Raw genomic sequence first — 19,534 nt, 5'->3', positions numbered from 1 at the left:
CTGTGGCAAAGAAAGAAAAAGGCCTAACTGGTAAACAAAAAGCAGCACTCCTATTAATTTCATTAGGACCAGAAGTTTCAGCTGCTGTTTACAAACATTTAAATGAGGAAGAAATCGAGAGACTAACATTAGAAATATCAAGTGTTAAAAAAGTAGAACCAGAGATAAAAGAGGAAATTATTGAAGAATTTCACAATATCGCACTTGCGCAAGATTATATTTCGCAAGGCGGTATTGGCTATGCAAAAACAGTATTAGAAAAGGCGCTTGGTAATGATCAAGCACAAGCAATTATTAATCGATTAACATCATCACTACAAGTAAGACCATTTGACTTTGCGCGTCGTACAGATCCCGCGCAAATATTTAACTTTATACAAAATGAGCATCCACAAACGATTGCATTAATATTATCGTATTTAGAACCGCAACAAGCTGGGGTAATTCTTTCATCTTTACCACAAGAAGTTCAAGCTGATATTGCTAAACGTATTGCAACAATGGATTCTACTTCACCAGAAGTCATCAGTGAGATTGAATCTGTGCTTGAACGCAAATTGTCATCAACTGTTACCCAGGATTATACAGAAACTGGTGGCGTAGATGCAGTGGTTGAAGTTCTAAATGGGGTTGATCGTCAAACTGAAAAAACAATTCTTGATGCCCTTGAGATTCAAGATCCAGAACTTGCAGAAGAAATCAAAAAAAGAATGTTCGTTTTCGAAGATATTGTTACACTGGACAATCGTTCCATTCAAAGGGTTATTCGCGATTGCGAGAACGAAGATTTACTACTAGCTATGAAAGTTTCAAGCGAAGAAGTAAAGGAAATTATCTTCAAAAATATGTCACAACGTATGGCAGAAACGTTCAAAGAAGAAATGGAAGTTATGGGTCCTGTTCGCCTAAGAGATGTAGAAGAAGCTCAATCTAGAATTGTCGCGGTAACACGTCGATTAGAGGATGCAGGTGAAATAATTATTGCTCGTGGTGGAGGAGATGACGTCATTGTCTAAGATTATTCGATTCGACAATCCCGAAACATCTAAAGAAAATTTCCGCACCATTGAAATAAAAGAATTGTTTCTTCCGACAGAAAATGTGGAAGAAGAAATAACACAACTTAATATTTTAGAAGAAAGAGATAAGTTAATTAGAGAAGCACAACTTGATATTCAAAATCAAAGAGAAGCTTTTGAACAGCAATGTTTGAGTGAGCAACAAGCACTGGAAGAAGCAAAAAATAAATGGCAAGAGGAAAAAATTGAATTACAACAAAAGGCATATGAAGAAGGCTTTCAGCAAGGACTTGAAGAAGGACGCTTAAAAGCACAAGCTAATATGTCAGAAGCCATTCAATTAGCAAATAATACAATTCTTCAATCTAAGACAAATGCAGATCAGTATCTACAAGAACAAGAAAATATCATATTGGATCTTGCCATACGCTCTGCCGAGAGAATACTTGGAGTTACATTAGAAGAAAATCATGAACGTTATATAGAAATTGTCCGAAGAGGGTTAAAAGAAGCAAGAGAAATGAAAGAAATTAAATTATATGTTTCACCAACTTATCATCAGTTGGTAACTGAACATCGAGAAGAACTAAGTTCAATGTTCCCTGTTGGTGTTCCACTTATGATATTTGTAAATGAAGATATAGGTGACACCGACAGTTATATTGAAACAAATCATGGACGAATTATAGTGAGTATTGATCAACAGTTAAATGAGCTAAGATTAAAGCTTCTGGAAATTTTAGAAAGCGTGGATTGAGTATATGAAAGCGGCAGATTTAATAGAACATATATCATCAATACAAACCTTTAAAAAATTTGGTAAGGTTACAAGAGTTGTAGGCTTAATGATTGAATCACAAGGACCTGAAAGTTCAATTGGTGATGTCTGTAAAATTCATGTGAATTCTGTCAAGCATGGTCATCAGGAAATTCTAGCTGAAGTTGTAGGATTTAAAGATGAAATAGTGATTTTAATGCCATATACATCACTACGTGAAATTTCAATAGGTTGTTTAGTTGAAGGGACTGGAACACCATTAGAAGTGAAGGTGGGAACAGAACTTATAGGGAAAGTTTTAAATTCATTGGGTCTTCCAATTGATGGTAGTAGTTTGCCGAAAGGTTTAACAACAGTTCAAACCGAAGAAGATCCACCCAATCCCTTAACAAGGCCACCAATAGATGAAACCCTAGAAGTAGGAGTTAAAGCAATAGATGGTATGTTAACAGTAGGAAGGGGCCAGCGTGTCGGTATATTTGCTGGTTCTGGTGTTGGAAAGTCAACCCTACTTGGAATGATTGCTCGTAATACTGTTGCAGATTTAAATGTAATAGCACTAATTGGTGAACGTGGCCGAGAAGTTCGTGAGTTTATTGAACGAGACTTAGGGTCTGAAGGTTTAAAGAGATCAATCGTAGTAGCTGCTACATCCGATCAACCAGCATTAATGAGGATAAAAGGTGCTTTTACTGCAACTGCAATTGCTGAATATTTCCGCAATAAAGGGCTAAATGTCATGCTTATGATGGACTCTGTAACACGTGTTGCAATGGCTCAAAGAGAAATTGGGCTTGCAACTGGTGAACCACCTGCACAAAAAGGATATACACCTTCAGTATTTGGTATTCTTCCAAAGCTACTTGAACGAACTGGAACAAATGAAAAAGGATCTATTACAGCATTCTATACAGTTCTTGTAGATGGTGATGACATGAATGAACCTATTGCGGATACGGTAAGGGGGATCCTTGATGGGCACATTGTGTTAGACAGGACACTAGCCAACAAAGGTCAATATCCAGCAATCAATATTTTGAAAAGTGTTAGTCGGTTAATGAATCACATCGCAACGCCTGAACATGTAAAAGCAGCAGAGCATCTAAGAGAGCTTTATTATACTTATAATAAGTCAGAGGATTTGATTAATATCGGTGCATATAAAAAAGGCACATCAAAAGAAATTGATGAAGCCATCTATTACGAACCATTGATTACATCATTTCTAAAACAAGGATTTATGGATAAAGTAAGTATGACAGAAAGTGTTAGTGAATTAGTGAAATTATCAAATGGTGGTGGTAGGTGATGCAAACGTATAAATATCGCTTTGATAAAGTAATAATTGTTAAACAACAAGAAAAAGATCAAACTGAAATTGCATATAAAGATGCCACAAAGTCCTTTGAAGATGTAGCTACAAAACTATACAATCTTTTGAAGAAAAAAGAAGACTTAATCGTTTTTCAAGAAAAAAAATTAAAAAAAGGTGCAACAATTGATGAAATTCATCATTATACAAGATTTTTAGATAGTGTTGAAAAATCAATTGAAGATACTCAGCAAAAGGTTATCAGAGCACGTACTAAAATGGAGTGGCATAAAGATAAATTATTAGAAAAATCTTTAGAGTGTCGAAAATATGAGAAGATGAAAGAAAAGGACTATCAAACTTATCAAAAAGAACAAGATCGTATCGAAATGATCCATCTAGATGAGCTTTCTTCCATCGCTTATTACAACAAAGAAATCAGGTGAGAACATGGCAACGAAGCCTAGAAAAAAAGTAAACAAACAAAAAGTTCAAGTTGAAGAAGTAGAAGAAGAAAAGAAACCTACCCTAATACAGAAGTTGTTTTTTTGGGTAATAATCCCTTTGCTCTTCGTTTCAGCAGTTCTCCTGATCGTTGCAGAGGTTACAGGTACAAATGTTTTTGAAAAGGCCAAAGAAATAACCGGAACTTCTTCAGCAGAAGAAAAATCAAAAGATATTACAAAATTCAACACAAATAACGAGAAGCAAATTGCTGATTTGAAAGCGCAAATTCAAGAAAAAGATGCAGAAATCGCTAAATTACAAAATGAAGTTGAAGATGCAAAAAGTGCAAAGTCTAAAATGAAAATCGAAAAGCATCGTTTAGAAGTACAAATAAAAAAACTTGAAAAAGGCGATAGCATTACGAAAGCACAATTTAGTGATCTTGTTACAACTTATGAAAAAATGACACCAAAAGCTGCTGCACCAGCTATTACGAATATGAAAGATTCAGATGCATTAAAAATTCTTTCAAATTTAAAACCAGATACCTTAGCTGCAATTCTAGAAAAAATGCCTGCTAATAAAGCTGCACATTATACAGAATTGCTATCAAAAAATTAACGAATTATTTTGTATTGAAAGGAGGTGAAACCGTGAATATAGAGTCGCTTAAAGTAACTAAATCGGTTAAACCAGAGGTATCTACTTCTAAAAATCCTTCAAAAAGCAAAGATTTTGCAGAAGTACTGACGAAGGCAAATTCTCAAGTTTCCAAAACAGAGCAAACTACCGTAAGTAAAAGTGATAGTTCTGAAAAACAGGCTGCTACAAAGCAAGAGGTAGATAATTCAAGCAAAAAAGAGCTTCAAGAATCAACAGCGGATATGGTAAAAGATACTACTGAGAGTAAAGATACAAAAGCTACCTCAAGTCGCTTCAAATTTGATCTTTCAAAAGGGTTAGAAGGACTTCTTGGATCTGTATCTAAGCTTGTAGATGAGTCCAAAGGTGAACAAACAATATCTATGGATGATTTATCTAATATTATAAACGTAACATCCTTACAAGACCTCGGATCGTTAATAGGTTTAAACATAAAACAGCAAGACTTTGCAGATGGCCTATCATTAGATAAAATACTGCAAAAGTTAGGAATTAATAAAGACGATTTTGAAAAAACATTACAGCAGTTAACTGGAAATCAATCTAAAGGGAAAGATGTATGGGATTTACTTGCAGGGATAGATCAAAACCAAATGGTATTTTTACAAAATCTAATGGATTCTGTTAAAGGTCATGCATCTTCTAAAATTTCCAAATTACAAGCTTCGCAAATTTTACAGTTTTTAAAGATAGTACAGTTAGTAGCTCCTAAAACAGATCTAATGTTGAATCAAGAATATCAATCACACCAAGTTAAAGAATTGATCGCTAAAATTTCATCAAATATAGATCAAGCTAAAGTGACAACTAGTGATTCGCAACTAACAAAAATAAACGATATTCAACAATTAAATATTAAACTAGCTGATACTTCTGCAAACGAGAATGTTAGCACGACTCAAACAGCCACTAGAGTTGCAAATACAACTGTTACATTGTCACTACCGACAGATAAAGCGTCCCAAGCAGAAGCGTTTGTAAAAGAGTTCCAAGCGATTATGAATCGAGGTCAGTTCTCGAACAATGCAGCTGGAACTAAGCTATTAATTAAGCTTTATCCAGAAAATCTCGGATCCATTCGTGTAGAGATTGTGCAAAAAGAGGGAATTATGACGGCACGTTTCTTAGCTTCTACGAATATTGGAAAGCAAATGCTTGAAAGTCAACTGCAACAGCTAAAACAAGGATTAGTGAATCAAAATATACAACTGGATCGAATTGATGTTGCTCAAGCTTTAAACGAAACAAATCGTCATGAAAAAGAACATCACCAGTTCCAACAAGCGTTTAGACAACATTCAAATGAACAACAAAAACAAAAAGATGATAAAGAAGAAGAAAAGTCAAACTTTAATGATTTCTTAATGGAATTGGAGGTTTAGGTAGATGGCAGATACTACTGTAACAAATAATGCAACAACAGATAAAGCTGTAACTTCTGGTTATTATTTATCAAATAAAAAGAGTACAAAACAAACAGGCAATAGTTCATTAAATAAAGATGCCTTTTTACAATTACTTGTTACGCAATTGCAAAATCAAGATCCTACCAGTCCTATGGATGATAAAGAATTCATTTCTCAAATGGCCCAATTTTCATCTCTAGAACAAATGCAAAATGTATCAAAATCGATTGATTCATTATCAGAGATTTCGAAGCAATCACAGTTAATTCAATATAACAATTTTATTGGAAAAAGTGTAAACTGGCATGAAGTTTCATCTAAGACGGATGAAAAAGGAAATCCAATTGTAGATTCTGGAAGTGGTGTTGTAAGTAAAATTTCTTATAACGGTGATAGTGTTACGATTACACTTGCAGATGGGAAAAATTAACACCTGCGAATATTTCTGAAGTATTAGATGGAACATCAGAAAAAAGTGCATCAAATTCGCTAGTGGAAGCAAGTATGTTAATAGGGAAAAACATTACATACACAGATGAAAACCAAGAAACAAGTGCTACTGTGAAATCTGTTAAAAAGAATGCTGATGGTAACATTGTTTTAGTTTTATCAAATGATAAAGAAATTCAAGCAGATCAATTATCCTCTATCTCTGAATAATGGAGGGTTAACATATGCCGACAATTAAATATATTCAGCATCAATATCCTATACAATCAGGCATTAAACAAAAAACAGTACAAGTAAAACAACTAGAGCAGCAATCATTTAGTGAGTTATTAGCAGAACAGACCACAAAACAGTTAAAAGTGAGTAAGCATGCATCTAATAGACTCCATGAGCGCAATATCCATATTGATGATCATCAATGGGAACGCATTACAAACAAAGTATTTGAAGCAAAATCTAAAGGTGTCAACGATTCACTCGTTTTAACAAGCAATGCAGCTCTAATAGTGAGTGCTAAAAATGCTACGGTTATTACAGCAATGGATCGTCATGAAGCACAGGATCAATTATTTACCAACATTGACGGTACAATTGTGTTGGGATAAGGCAGGACCTTTTGAGGGTGCCTTTGTATTACTGATTGACTGAGGTAATACATTTTAAATTGAAGGGAGAAGAAATAATTTATGTTACGTTCTATGTATTCTGGAATTAGTGGTCTTCGTAATTTCCAAACAAAATTAGATGTTATTGGTAACAATATTGCAAACGTCAACACTTATGGCTTCAAAAAAGGTCGCGTAATCTTCAAAGATTTAATTTCTCAAACTACACAGGGTGCATCAGCTCCAGGAGCAAACCTTGGTGGTACAAATCCTAAGCAAATCGGTCTTGGATCACAACTTGCAGCAATTGATACTATACATGATGCTGGTTCCATGCAAACAACAAACCGAACTTTAGACTGTGCAATTTCAGGTGATGGTTATTTCGTTGTTCAAGATGGAAATGAACAATACTTTACACGTGCAGGTAACTTTTACTTGGATAGCAACGGTACACTTGTAACAGCAGATGGTAAAAAGGTATTAATGGACAATGAAGCTGCAATACCAACAGATGCAACAGAGATCACAATTGGTCAAGATGGTACAGTTTCTTACACACAAAACAATACGTTAGTAACAGCTGGAACAATTCAACTTGCTCGTTTTGCGAATCCAGGTGGTTTAACAAAAGTTGGTGGTAACTATTTTAAACCATCAAATAACTCAGGTGGTCCAGTCATTGGCGCACCTAACTCAGAAGGGCGAGGATCAGTTCAATCTGGTTTCCTTGAAATGTCAAATGTTGACCTATCTGAAGAATTCACTGAAATGATAGTAGCTCAACGTGGTTTCCAGGCAAACTCTCGTATTATCACAACTTCTGATGAGATCTTACAAGAACTAGTAAATCTTAAACGATAATTGATCTGTCTTTAAATTTATGAAAAGGAAGGGGGCTGGGCCGGCTTCTTAATCCCGGCCCTTACATCCTATGATTACTCTAACAAAATTAAATAAAAAACCGTTCTCATTAAATGCACTATACATAGAATCGGTCGAGGAGTTTCCTGATACGACAATCACGTTAACGACCGGGCGAAAATATGTTGTATTGGAAACTATGAATGAGGTTCAAAAAAAAATTATTGAATTTTATCGTAGTGTGCAACTCCTATCAAACCCGCACGTAAGAGGTGAAAAGGATGAAGAAGAATAAGCTACTATCCATTATGTTAATTATTTTAGTGTCAATTACGCTTATTGGAGTTGTTGCCGTTGTTGTTATTACTCAACTTAATAAGGGAACATCAGCATCTTCAGTTCAAAATATTGATGATATCGTTGCAGAATCAGTTGATATCGATGAAATAACAACTAATATTGCAGATGATAACTATGCTAAAATTGCACTTAAAATTCAAACATCAAGTAAAGATGCAGCTGCAGAATTGAAAAAACGTGATTTCCAAGTGAAAAGTATTTTAATCGGAGAATTATCTGAAATGTCAAAAGCAGACTTGGAAGGAAAAAAAGGTAAAGAATTGCTTGAAAATACGTTAAAAACGAAGATTAATGGACTAATGCAAGACGGAGAAGTTCAACAAGTATATATTACTTCTCTCATTATTCAGTAATCATTCATTGAATAGTAAATGGAGGTGGGCAAATGGCAGGAGATGTGTTATCTCAATCCGAAATTGATGCGCTTTTATCAGCGTTATCAACGGGAGAAATGACGGCAGATGACATTAAAAAAGAAGAGGAGTCAAAAAAAGTAAAAGTCTATGACTTCAAACGTGCCCTCCGATTCTCAAAAGATCAGATTCGAAGTCTAACAAGAATACATGAAAATTTTGCACGCTTGCTAACTACGTTTTTCTCTGCACAGCTTCGAACATATGTGCAAATTACTGTCGCATCAGTCGACCAAATACCATTTGAAGAATTTATCCGATCAATACCTAATATGACTTTGATCAATGTATTTGAAGTTCCTCCTTTAGATGGTAATATTTTAATGGAAATCAATCCTAATATTGCATATTCCATGTTAGATCGTTTGATGGGAGGGACAGGGGCAAGTCATAGTAATGTAGATAATCTTACAGAAATTGAAACAAAAATTATGACAAACCTATTCGAACGCTCTTTTGATAATTTGAGAGAAGCGTGGGCGAACATTGCGGATATTGATCCGGTATTAACTGAATTAGAGGTAAATCCGCAATTCTTACAAATGATATCTCCAAATGAAACAGTTGTAGTGATATCATTCAACTCAATCATTGGTGAAACAAGTGGGATGATTAATATTTGTATACCACATGTTGTTTTAGAACCAATTGTGCCAAACTTATCTGTTCGTTACTGGATGCAATCAAATAAAAAAGAGGTTTCTCCAGAACAAACAGCTATTATCGAAAAACGAGTAAAGCAATCTGATTTGGAAGTTGTTGCTGAACTAGGTATTTCTGATATTAGTATTGAAGATTTCCTATTACTTCAATACGGTGATGTGATTCAACTAAATCAGAAAATTAGCCAGCCACTGATCTTAAAGGTTGGGGGCATACCTAAATTTACCGTTCAACCTGGTAAGTTAAAAAATAGAATGGCTGTTCAAGTAATAGAGTCTTTGAAAGGAGGAGACGATGATGAGTGATGATATGTTATCACAAGAAGAAATTGAAGCCCTATTAAGAGGCGAATCTATCGAAAAAAATGATGAAACGTCTTCTCAAACAGAATATAATGTAGAAGATTATTTAGATCCTATGTCTCAAGATGCACTTGGAGAAATTGGCAATATTTCTTTTGGAAGTTCTGCAACGGCTTTATCTGCATTGCTAGGTCAAAAAGTGGAAATCACTACTCCAACGATTAGTATGATTAATCGGGATAAATTGGAAGAAGAATTCCCACACCCATATGTGGCGATCCAAGTAGAATATACAATAGGATTAATGGGTATGAATCTACTTGTTATTAAACAATCTGATGCAGCTATAATAGCCGACTTAATGTTAGGTGGAGATGGAGAAGCCCCAGCAGAAGATTTAGGAGAAATCCATTTAAGTGCTGTGCAAGAAGCTATGAATCAAATGATGGGATCTGCAGCTACATCTATGTCAACAATCTTTAATAAGAAAGTGGATATTTCACCCCCTACAATTGATTTGATGAATTTTTCACAAAATCAAGGAACAGAAAACATCCCATCAGAAGAATTGCTTGTTAAAGTATCATTCCGATTAAAGATTGGTAATTTAATCGATTCAAATATTATGCAGTTGTTACCTTTAGAATTTAGTAAATCTTTAGTGCAACAATTGATGAATCCTGAGCAAGAAGAAGTAGCGGTTACAGCAGAAGTACAACAGGAAAGCCCAGTACAACCAATAGTTGGACAAGACGTTTCGTCAACGCAGATGGCACCACAAGAACCGGTGACAACTATGCAACAATCAGCTCAACCAGTGTTTGAACAATCAAATAATGCAATTCAACAACGTGCACCACAACAACCTGTAAATGTTCAACAAGCACAATTTGCAAGTTTTGAAAATACTAATTTAAAACAGTCAGAAGCTAGAAATCTAAATATGCTACTTGATATACCATTGCAAGTTACTGTTGAATTAGGTCGTACAAAACGTTCAGTAAAAGAAATTTTAGAATTAGCAAGTGGTTCTATTATTGAGTTGGATAAATTAGCTGGTGAACCGGTAGATATTCTGGTAAATAGCCGACTCATTGCTAAAGGAGAAGTAGTTGTCATTGATGAAAACTTTGGTGTGCGAATTACAGATATCTTGAGTAAAGCGGATCGACTAAATAATTTAAGATAGTAATTATTGGAGGAGTTAAACATGTCTAAACGTATTTTAATTGTGGACGACGCAGCATTCATGCGTATGATGATCAAAGATATTTTAACAAAAAATGGATTTGAAGTTGTTGGAGAGGCTGGAGATGGTGCGCAAGCTGTTGAAAAATATAGTGAGTTAAAGCCAGACTTAGTTACAATGGATATTACAATGCCTGAAATGGATGGTATTGCTGCACTAAAAGAAATTAAGCAAAAAGATCCAGGTGCCATTATTATTATGTGTTCAGCGATGGGGCAACAAGCAATGGTTATTGATGCAATTCAGGCTGGTGCAAAAGATTTCATCGTAAAACCATTCCAAGCTGATAGAGTAATTGAAGCAATACAAAAAGCGTTAGGTTAGGTCATATGCTTTATAAAACATTATTGAAACTGCTGTTGTGTGTATCGCTTTTTTCAGTCATAACAAGTCAAGTGATTGAACAACCATTTATCGTTTATGCAGCGTCAAATGATTCTGTAGATGAGTGTATGAAAAATCCTGATTCATGTAAGGATGATTCAAAATCAGCTGTCGAGAGTAAGGACCAATCGACAGCTGTTGGCTTGTCTGCGTGGGATTACATTAAAATGATATTATCGCTTATTTTTGTAATCGCCTTACTTTATGGCATTTTAAAATTTATTAATCGCCACAATAGCCAATATCAACAAAACCAGTTAATGCAGAATCTTGGCGGTATATCTCTTGGTCAGCAAAAATCGGTTCAACTTTTAAAAGTTGGAGACTCACTTTATTTAGTTGGTGTAGGTGATAATGTACATATCTTGAAAGAAGTAACAGATAAAATAGAAAAAGAGAATTTGTTAAGTATATACAATGAAAAACAAGAACTTTCAGCACAAGTTCCATATATTTCAGAAGTTTTTTCAAAGTTAAAAAGTCGTTCTTCGGAAAAAGTAGAAGACTCATCGCAAGACAATTTTAAAGACGCGTTTCAAAAGCAATTGTCAGAAATACAACAAAATCGCAACAAAGATTTAGAAGAATGGAAGCAGAAGGAGAGGGAAAATAAATGAGTGAATTTGTCAATTACTTCTCCAATAGCGATCCAACTAATGTATCATCAACTGTTAAATTGATGTTATTGCTTACAGTATTATCTTTAGCACCAAGTATTTTGATACTAATGACTTGTTTTACAAGAATTGTTATTGTACTATCCTTTGTTCGAACAGCATTGGCAACACAACAAATGCCGCCAAACCAAGTTCTTGTAGGTTTAGCCCTGTTTTTAACTTTTTTCATCATGGCTCCGACATTTCAAGATGTAAACAAAAATGCCTTACAGCCGCTTTTTGATGAGAAAATTTCATTGGATGAAGCCTATTCAAAGGCTAGTAAGCCATTCAAAGAGTTCATGAGTAAGAATACAAGACAAAAGGACTTAGATTTATTTCTAAAGTATTCTGGTGCAAAAGAACGTCCTAAGACAATTGAAGCTATTCCACTTACAACAATGGTTCCTGCTTTTGCCATTAGTGAGTTAAAAACAGCTTTTCAAATGGGCTTTATGATATTCATTCCGTTCTTGGTAATAGACATGATTGTGGCAAGCGTTCTCATGTCGATGGGGATGATGATGCTACCACCAGTAATGATATCACTACCATTTAAAATTCTATTGTTTGTACTAGTAGATGGTTGGTATCTTGTAGTGAAATCACTATTAGAAAGCTTTTAGGGGATGAATAGTTATGACAGCTGAAGTAGTCATTAAAGTTGCAGAAGATGCGATTAAAGTAATATTACTTGCATCAGGTCCATTGCTACTTGTTGCATTAGTAACAGGACTTTTAGTTAGTATTTTTCAAGCAACAACACAAATCCAAGAGCAAACACTTGCCTTTGTTCCAAAAATTATAGCAGTACTCGTTGCTATTATATTTTTTGGTCCCTGGATGCTTACTCAAATCACTTCATATACAAAAGATATATTTGAAAATTTAGGTCGTTTTATAGGGTGATAATATGGAAGAATTAGTTCCGAACACAACCATCTTTCTTCTAATACTTGTACGAATTTCAGCGTTTTTTATGACTGTACCTTTTTTCTCCTATAAAACGATTCCAGCTAAAGTAAGAATTACACTTGCTGTTGTATTGTCATGGATGATGTATTATACGATGAATGTAAAACCATTTGATGTTAATGGCGAATACATATTATTAATAATAAAAGAGGCTGTTGTTGGACTATCAATAGGTCTTATAGCTTATATGATCATGTCTGCTATACAAATAGCAGGTGGTTTTATTGATTTTCAGATGGGGTTTGCTATTGCAAATGTCATCGATCCACAAACTGGTGCTCAAAGTCCTTTATTAGGTCAATTTTTTAACACAATAGCTCTTTTTGTATTACTTGGGACAAATGGACACCATTTAATTTTAGATGGGATATTTTATAGCTATAAATATATTCCAATGGATAGTGTGTGGCCGGCATTTGGATCAAGTGATTTACCACAGTTTATTTTAAAAACTTTTGGTTCACTTTTTGGTGTTGCATTTCAAATGTCCGTACCAATTGTCGCAACATTGTTCTTAGTAGATATTGCACTTGGTATTACAGCTCGTACTGTACCGCAATTAAATATATTTGTTGTAGGATTTCCAGTTAAAATTGGTGTTAGTTTTATTGTATTAATCGTTATGATGGGTGTTATGGTTGTTGTTATGCAAAAACTATTTAATTTTATGATAATTAGTATGCGGGACTTCATGGTTCTAATAGGTGGTGGATAGTATGTTGTTGCTTCAATTAGACTTGCAATTCTTTGCTGGTGAAAAAACAGAAAAAGCAACACCTAAGAAACGTCAAGATTCTCGTAAAAAAGGTCAAGTATTAAAAAGTCAAGATATAACAAGTGCAATCGTCATGTTATCAGTCTTTTTAGCTCTAATCGTAGTAGCAACTTCCGCCAGAGAAGGTGTCATGTCTTTTTTTAAACAAACTTTCTCAAAATATATGTTAGTTGATTCATTGTCTATTAAGCTTGTGATAAAAGTCTATAAAGAAGTATTATCTGAAGCGGCAATAGTTTTATTGCCAATAATGATAGTTGCTGTTGTTGCAGGTGTTTTAGGAAACTTTCTCCAATTCGGTTTATTATTCACAACGGAACCCTTAAAATTCGATTTAACCAAATTAGATCCTATTAAAGGAATGAAGAGGATTTTTTCACTCAGATCGATTATTGAATTGCTAAAATCTGTATTGAAAATCTCTTTGATTGGTGCAGTTACAACAGCTATTTTATGGATGAATATTGATGATGTATTAAGTTTATCTTTTAAATCTCCATGGGCTACTTTGGTCACTATTTCTAAGCTAACCGTTTTAATGGGGATTGCAGCATCTATTGTGTTGTTGTTTATTGCAGTACTTGATTATTTCTATCAAAAATTTGACTATGAAAAAAACCTGAAAATGTCCAAGCAGGATATTAAAGATGAATATAAAAATTCTGAGGGGGATCCCCTCATTAAATCTAAAATAAAACAACGTCAACGTGAAATGGCTATGCGTCGTATGATGCAAGAGGTACCACAGGCAGACGTAGTTATCACAAACCCAACTCACTACGCAATTGCATTAAAGTACGATGAAGAGACAATGGATGCGCCTAAAGTAGTTGCAAAGGGCACAGATTTCATCGCACAGAAAATAAAATTAATTGCAAAAGAAAATGATGTGGTGATGGTGGAAAATCGACCACTAGCTCGTGCGATGTACGATCAGGTTGAAATTGGACAACATATTCCAGATGAATTTTTCAAAGCTGTAGCTGAGGTATTAGCGTATGTATATCGTATTAAACGTAAAATATAGAGTTTTTAACGGGAGGGACAAACATGAAATTTAGTGACATTGGGGTATTAGCTGCAGTAATAATGATTGTAGCAATGCTCATTATCCCTTTACCACCATGGTTGTTAAGCTTTTTAATTATCATTAATATTACGCTAGCATTACTTGTATTGCTAACAGCTATGAATATGAAAGAAGCATTAGAATTTTCGATTTTCCCATCCCTTTTATTATTATTAACTTTGTTCCGATTAGGCTTAAATGTTTCAACTACTCGAGCAATATTAACAGGTGGAGATGCAGGAAATGTCGTTGAAACTTTCGGTACCTTCGTAGTAGGGGGGAATGTCCTAGTTGGTTTAGTTGTATTTGTGATTTTAGTTATTATCCAATTTATCGTAATCACTAAAGGGGCTGAACGTGTATCAGAAGTAGCTGCACGTTTCACATTAGATGCTATGCCAGGTAAACAAATGGCAATAGATGCTGATTTAAATGCTGGATTAATATCTGAATCAGAAGCAAGAGGGCGTCGCGATAAAGTAAGTAATGAAGCGGATTTTTATGGCTCAATGGATGGTGCTACGAAATTCGTAAAAGGTGATGCGATTGCTGCGATTATTATTGTATTAATCAACTTAATCGTAGGTTTAATCATCGGGATTGTTCAAATGGATATGGGATTTTCAGACGCTGTACATTTATTTACCACGCTAACTGTTGGTGATGGGCTTGTATCACAAATACCAGCATTACTGATCTCTACAGCTACAGGTATTGTTGTAACACGTGCTGCATCTGATGGTAATTTGAGTAAAGATATAACAGGGCAGCTTTTAAAGAATCCGACACTAATTTACATAGCAGCAGGAACCATTTTTATTCTTGGACTTGTTACACCCATTAAATTTATTTATACACTTCCCATTGCAGCAATATTAGCAATTGTTGCATATAGGTTGAGTCATTCTAAGAAAGAAGACATAGAAGAACTTGAGCAAATAGAAGAAGTTGAAACGACAGATAATATGAAAAGTCCGGAAAATGTTGTTAATTTACTAAATGTGGATCCAATTGAATTTGAATTTGGTTATGGTTTAATACCATTAGTTGATGCGTCACAAGGAGGAGATTTACTTGACCGAGTGGTTATGATTCGTCGTCAATTAGCTCTAGAATTAGGAATTGTGATACCGGTTGTACGTATTCGTGATAACATTCAACTTCAACCAAATGAATATCGAATAAAGATAAAGGGAAATGAGTTGGCTCGTGGTGAATTATTGTTAGACCACTATTTAGCAATGAGTCCAGGGGATGATGATTCAATTGAAGGGATTGATACAGTTGAACCCTCCTTCGGCTTACCAGCAAAATGGATTACCGAACAGGTAAAAGAAGAAGCCGAAATGTTAGGATATACAGTTGTTGATCCACCGAGTGTTGTTTCAACTCACCTTACTGAAATTATTAGAGCAAATGCTTCTGAATTATTAGGACGTCAAGAAACAAAACAATTAATCGATCATTTAAGAGAAACTGCTCCAATCTTAGTAGATGAGTTAACACCTACACCACTATCGATTGGTGAAATTCAAAAAGTATTAGCAAAATTGTTAGCAGAAAATGTATCAGTACGTAATTTGCCTGTTATTTTTGAAACATTAGCAGATTATTCAAAACTAACTTCAGATGTTGATGTTTTAAATGAATACGTTCGACAATCGTTAGCACGTCAAATCACGGCACAATATGCCGGTGGACAAACAGAGCTAAAAGTTTTGACTGTTTCAGCAAAAGTCGAAAAAATACTTGCAGATAGTATTCAACAAACAGATCATGGCAACTATTTAGCAATGGATCCAACAGATTCGCAAACAATATTAGAATCAATTGCAAAAGAAGTTGAACGTATTGCAATATTTGAACAATCACCTGTCATATTATGTTCTCCAGCAGTACGTATGTATTTACGACAATTAACAGAAAGATACTTCCCACAAATTCCGATTCTTTCATATAATGAATTAGAATCATCAATTGAGATTCAAAGTGTTGGGGTGGTGAATGTAGAATGAAAATGAAAAAATATATAGCTTCATCAATGACTGCAGCGATGAAAAAAGTACAAGCTGATTTAGGTGATGATGCAATAATAGCAAATTCTAGAGTTGTATATTCAAAAGGTTTTTTAGGTATGTTCAAAAAGAAAAGCTTTGAAGTAGTAGCAGGAGTTGAACGTATAGAACCTAAAAAAACAATTATTCCTTCTAAAATGATACAACAACCAATGTTTATTGAATCAGAGCCTACTGAAGAACAAACAGAAGAGATCAAAAAAGAACTTGCAGATTTAAAAATAATGATGCAATCGATGCAACGTCAATCTGTTAGCGTTCAATATCCGGATATACTATCAGCTATTATTGAAAGATTAGAGCAGCAAGAGATTAGTTCTGAGCTCATCACGCAAATAGGTGATGAGCTCTTTGCGGTTATAAAAAATAGCAAAAATGATTTATCACAAAAAGAACTTGAATTGATTGCAAAAAAACATTTCATAGAATTACTGAAGGATTTCCCTTTTGGTGGTATTTCATATCATAAAAAATATATTAATGTTTTAGGACCAACTGGTGTTGGGAAAACGACAACAATTGCAAAGATGGCTGCTAGAGCAGTATTACAAGATAAAAAGAAAATAGGTTTTATCACAACAGATACATACAGGATTGCAGCAATTGAACAACTTAAAACATATGCAAATCTTTTACAAGCACAGGTGGAAATTGTTTATAGTAGAGAAGATTATGAAAAAGCTCTAATTAAATTTGACCAGTTAGACTTAGTTTTTATCGATACCGCTGGACGAAATTATAAAGAAGCAAAATATATTAAAGATCTTCAACAATTAATTGATGTTGAAAAAAATGTTGAAAATTTTTTAGTTTTATCTATGACAGCAAAAGAATGCGATATGGCAACAATTATTGAACAATTTTTAGCATTTCCTGTGAAAAAATTAATATTTACAAAGACTGATGAAACAAATACCATTGGCTCAATGATCAATTTAATGGTTAAATATAAGAAGGGACTTGCTTACTATACTAATGGTCAAGAAGTACCAGAAGATATTGAAGAAGCATCTGTAACTAATGTTATAGAATTGCTCTTTCAAGGTGATAAAAGATGAGAGATCAAGCTGAATTATTACGATTGAAAATGCAACAAAGTATGCGCGTTGGACAATCAATTGCTGTGGTTAGTGGTAAAGGTGGAGTCGGAAAAAGTAATTTTATAACCAATTTTTCTAGTACTTTAGCTGAAAAAGGCAAAAAAGTGATAATCGTAGATATGGATATTGGAATGGGGAATATCCACATTCTATTAGGTAAAAGTTCTAGAAATAGTTTAAAGGATTATTTGCAAGGTGATGTTTCATTAGAGGATGTAATTTTAGAGGGACCTAATAACTTGCAATATATATCAGGTGGTACAGGACTTTCAGGCTTGTTGGAATGGTCAGATCTTATGTTTGAGCGTTTATTGACTGCTTTTGAGAATCTGCAAAGAACCTATGATTATATATTATTTGACATGGGAGCAGGGGCAACAAATTGGTCACTTGATTTATTAGTTGCTGTAGACGATATTATTGTTGTTTCAACAACAGAACCTACTTCTATTATGGATGCCTATTCAATGATGAAATATATTCATTACAAAGATCGTGAGAAAAATTTCTATTTACTTTGTAATAGAGTTTTAAGTAATGAAGAAGGTACCGATACATTAAATAGACTAAAACAAACAATGTTTCGTTTCTTAGCAAAGGAAGTAATGCTATTGGGTGTACTACCTGAAGATAAACTTGTTCGACAAGCAGTAAAAAGACAAGTACCTTTTTCAATACTTTATCCTAATGCTCCAATTACGAAGACATTGAGAGAAATAACGAATAGATTTATAGAAGGAAATATGAATGAAGTAATAGTTCCAGATCAATCAAATAAGTTTATTTCTAAATTAAAAAGTATTTTTTCGAAAGGAAGTGATTAGTTGTCTATTACCCAGCCCAAAAAATTATTAATAGTTGATGACTCAGCATTTATGAGAAAAATGATTTCAGATTTCTTTGTGGAGCATCCATATATTAAAGTGATCGGGACAGCTCGTAATGGTAAAGATGCAATAAGAAAAATTCAAATGCTTAAGCCAGACGTTGTAACGATGGATGTAGAAATGCCCGAGATGAATGGACTAGAAGCTCTTAAAGTAATAATGAAAGAATGTCCTGTGCCAATTGTTATGTTATCAAGCACAACTAAAAATGGAGCAAAGATAACATTAGAAGCAATGGCTAATGGTGCTGTCGATTTTATCGCAAAACCAAGTGGACCAATTTCATTAGACCTATACAAAATTCAATCAGAAGTAATCCGAATTGTAGAAAATGCGGCTACTGTTCATATTTCTAAATTACGACATGCAGAACCGCTAGAGAAAAAAAAGACAACTATTCCTAAAGAAAAAGTAACCATTTTACCTCACTCTACTATGAATTTGGAAAATGAATGTACGAACGAGAATCATACCAAGTCTCCTGTAAAATGGAGTAAGCATTCAAAGAAAATGGTACTTATCGGTACATCAACTGGTGGCCCTAGGGCGTTGCAAGAAGTGATTACGCGTTTACCGCAAACTATTTCAGCTCCGATACTTATTGTACAGCATATGCCTGAAGGTTTTACAAAATCATTGGCTCATCGATTAAATCAACTGTCCAAAATTACTGTTAAAGAAGCTGAACAAGGAGATATTTTGCAAGCAGGTGTTGCTTATATAGCGCCAGGAGGTTTTCATCTACATATTCGAAAGATTGGTATGTCCTATTGTATAGAATTAGATCAATCAGAACCACCGCGTGGAGGGCATAGACCTTCTGTAGATGTTATGTTTGAAAATAATAGCAATTATAATGACTTTGATAAAATTGCTGTTATTATGACAGGCATGGGTTCAGATGGTACAAAGGGCTTGCAAGCATTAAAAAGCAAAGGAAATGTTATAGCTATTACTGAATCTGCAAATACATGTGTTGTTTATGGTATGCCAAAATCTGCTTATGCAACAGGTTTAGTAGACGAAGTTGCAGATGTTGATGATATATCAAATATTATTATGAAATATTTGCCTTAAAGGGG

Annotated in this window: 24 protein-coding genes; all 24 read left to right on the top strand. The window is 34.3% G+C overall.

Going from position 1 to position 19,534, the window contains the following annotated elements; all coding sequences use genetic code 11:
- Window positions 1–2: 2 nt before the first annotated feature.
- The 24 genes from fliG to CEF14_RS09615 all read left to right on the top strand — a co-directional run bounded on the left by fliG (window position 3) and on the right by CEF14_RS09615 (window position 19,529).
- Window positions 3–1,016 (top strand): flagellar motor switch protein FliG, encoded by a 1,014-nt coding sequence (gene fliG / locus CEF14_RS09725; RefSeq protein ID WP_102692666.1) that lies wholly within the window; start codon window positions 3–5, stop codon window positions 1,014–1,016.
- Complete coding sequence (gene fliH / locus CEF14_RS09720; protein WP_322788387.1) at window positions 1,000–1,776, top strand: flagellar assembly protein FliH; 777 nt, start codon at window positions 1,000–1,002, stop codon at window positions 1,774–1,776. The genes fliG and fliH overlap by 17 nt, the downstream gene beginning before the upstream one ends.
- 4 nt (window positions 1,777–1,780) lie before the next feature.
- Window positions 1,781–3,106, top strand: a complete 1,326-nt coding sequence (gene fliI / locus CEF14_RS09715; RefSeq protein WP_102692664.1) for a flagellar protein export ATPase FliI — start codon at window positions 1,781–1,783, stop codon at window positions 3,104–3,106.
- Entirely contained in the window at window positions 3,106–3,555 is a 450-nt protein-coding gene (gene fliJ / locus CEF14_RS09710; protein WP_102692663.1) for a flagellar export protein FliJ, read from the top strand. The genes fliI and fliJ overlap by 1 nt, the downstream gene beginning before the upstream one ends.
- Before the next feature lie 4 nt (window positions 3,556–3,559).
- The gene (locus CEF14_RS09705; RefSeq protein ID WP_102692662.1) at window positions 3,560–4,177 is read left to right on the top strand and encodes a MotE family protein; all 618 of its coding nucleotides are present in this window, start codon (window positions 3,560–3,562) and stop codon (window positions 4,175–4,177) included.
- A 32-nt stretch (window positions 4,178–4,209) separates the two neighbouring features.
- Window positions 4,210–5,601: a flagellar hook-length control protein FliK gene (locus CEF14_RS09700; protein ID WP_102692661.1), complete on the top strand. Its 1,392-nt coding sequence runs from the start codon at window positions 4,210–4,212 to the stop codon at window positions 5,599–5,601.
- Window positions 5,602–5,605: 4 nt separating this feature from the next.
- A complete protein-coding gene (flgD, locus tag CEF14_RS09695; protein ID WP_322788386.1) occupies window positions 5,606–6,055 on the top strand; it encodes a flagellar hook assembly protein FlgD in 450 nt (149 codons plus the stop codon).
- Between the two features lie 62 nt (window positions 6,056–6,117).
- A complete protein-coding gene (locus CEF14_RS19435) occupies window positions 6,118–6,285 on the top strand; it encodes a hypothetical protein (RefSeq protein ID WP_322788385.1) in 168 nt (55 codons plus the stop codon).
- Window positions 6,286–6,299: 14 nt separating this feature from the next.
- Window positions 6,300–6,680, top strand: a complete 381-nt coding sequence (locus CEF14_RS09690; protein ID WP_102692660.1) for a TIGR02530 family flagellar biosynthesis protein — start codon at window positions 6,300–6,302, stop codon at window positions 6,678–6,680.
- An 81-nt stretch (window positions 6,681–6,761) separates the two neighbouring features.
- A complete protein-coding gene (gene flgG, locus CEF14_RS09685) occupies window positions 6,762–7,544 on the top strand; it encodes a flagellar basal body rod protein FlgG (RefSeq protein ID WP_102692659.1) in 783 nt (260 codons plus the stop codon).
- A 70-nt stretch (window positions 7,545–7,614) separates the two neighbouring features.
- On the top strand, window positions 7,615–7,839 hold the full coding sequence (locus CEF14_RS09680) for a flagellar FlbD family protein (protein WP_102692658.1): 225 nt from the start codon (window positions 7,615–7,617) through the stop codon (window positions 7,837–7,839).
- Window positions 7,826–8,257: a flagellar basal body-associated protein FliL gene (gene fliL, locus CEF14_RS09675; RefSeq protein WP_102692657.1), complete on the top strand. Its 432-nt coding sequence runs from the start codon at window positions 7,826–7,828 to the stop codon at window positions 8,255–8,257. Before CEF14_RS09680 ends, fliL begins: the two co-directional genes overlap by 14 nt.
- 32 nt (window positions 8,258–8,289) lie before the next feature.
- Window positions 8,290–9,285: a flagellar motor switch protein FliM gene (fliM, locus tag CEF14_RS09670; protein WP_102692656.1), complete on the top strand. Its 996-nt coding sequence runs from the start codon at window positions 8,290–8,292 to the stop codon at window positions 9,283–9,285.
- Window positions 9,278–10,471: a flagellar motor switch phosphatase FliY gene (gene fliY / locus CEF14_RS09665; RefSeq protein ID WP_102692655.1), complete on the top strand. Its 1,194-nt coding sequence runs from the start codon at window positions 9,278–9,280 to the stop codon at window positions 10,469–10,471. Before fliM ends, fliY begins: the two co-directional genes overlap by 8 nt.
- Before the next feature lie 21 nt (window positions 10,472–10,492).
- On the top strand, window positions 10,493–10,855 hold the full coding sequence (locus CEF14_RS09660; RefSeq protein WP_102692654.1) for a response regulator: 363 nt from the start codon (window positions 10,493–10,495) through the stop codon (window positions 10,853–10,855).
- Between the two features lie 71 nt (window positions 10,856–10,926).
- Window positions 10,927–11,532 carry a flagellar biosynthetic protein FliO gene (locus CEF14_RS09655; protein ID WP_211284592.1) on the top strand — a complete coding sequence of 202 codons (606 nt, stop codon included), beginning with the start codon at window positions 10,927–10,929 and terminating at the stop codon, window positions 11,530–11,532.
- Window positions 11,529–12,197 carry a flagellar type III secretion system pore protein FliP gene (gene fliP / locus CEF14_RS09650; RefSeq protein ID WP_102692652.1) on the top strand — a complete coding sequence of 223 codons (669 nt, stop codon included), beginning with the start codon at window positions 11,529–11,531 and terminating at the stop codon, window positions 12,195–12,197. Before CEF14_RS09655 ends, fliP begins: the two co-directional genes overlap by 4 nt.
- A gap of 13 nt (window positions 12,198–12,210) precedes the next feature.
- Window positions 12,211–12,480 (top strand): flagellar biosynthesis protein FliQ, encoded by a 270-nt coding sequence (gene fliQ / locus CEF14_RS09645; protein ID WP_102692651.1) that lies wholly within the window; start codon window positions 12,211–12,213, stop codon window positions 12,478–12,480.
- A gap of 4 nt (window positions 12,481–12,484) precedes the next feature.
- Entirely contained in the window at window positions 12,485–13,261 is a 777-nt protein-coding gene (gene fliR, locus CEF14_RS09640) for a flagellar biosynthetic protein FliR (RefSeq protein WP_102692650.1), read from the top strand.
- Between the two features lies 1 nt (window position 13,262).
- Window positions 13,263–14,348 (top strand): flagellar biosynthesis protein FlhB, encoded by a 1,086-nt coding sequence (flhB, locus tag CEF14_RS09635; protein WP_102692649.1) that lies wholly within the window; start codon window positions 13,263–13,265, stop codon window positions 14,346–14,348.
- A gap of 23 nt (window positions 14,349–14,371) precedes the next feature.
- Entirely contained in the window at window positions 14,372–16,405 is a 2,034-nt protein-coding gene (flhA, locus tag CEF14_RS09630; RefSeq protein ID WP_102692648.1) for a flagellar biosynthesis protein FlhA, read from the top strand.
- The gene (flhF, locus tag CEF14_RS09625; protein ID WP_102692647.1) at window positions 16,402–17,523 is read left to right on the top strand and encodes a flagellar biosynthesis protein FlhF; all 1,122 of its coding nucleotides are present in this window, start codon (window positions 16,402–16,404) and stop codon (window positions 17,521–17,523) included. The genes flhA and flhF overlap by 4 nt, the downstream gene beginning before the upstream one ends.
- Window positions 17,520–18,389, top strand: coding sequence for a MinD/ParA family protein (locus CEF14_RS09620; protein ID WP_102692646.1), 870 nt, complete (start codon window positions 17,520–17,522; stop codon window positions 18,387–18,389). The genes flhF and CEF14_RS09620 overlap by 4 nt, the downstream gene beginning before the upstream one ends.
- 51 nt (window positions 18,390–18,440) lie before the next feature.
- The gene (locus CEF14_RS09615) at window positions 18,441–19,529 is read left to right on the top strand and encodes a protein-glutamate methylesterase/protein-glutamine glutaminase (protein ID WP_245890262.1); all 1,089 of its coding nucleotides are present in this window, start codon (window positions 18,441–18,443) and stop codon (window positions 19,527–19,529) included.
- The last annotated feature ends 5 nt before the right edge of the window (window positions 19,530–19,534 follow it).

The organism is Rummeliibacillus pycnus, assembly GCF_002884495.1.
In the GTDB taxonomy this organism is placed as follows: domain Bacteria; phylum Bacillota; class Bacilli; order Bacillales_A; family Planococcaceae; genus Rummeliibacillus; species Rummeliibacillus pycnus.
This window is presented reverse-complemented; position numbering and strand designations above follow the sequence as displayed.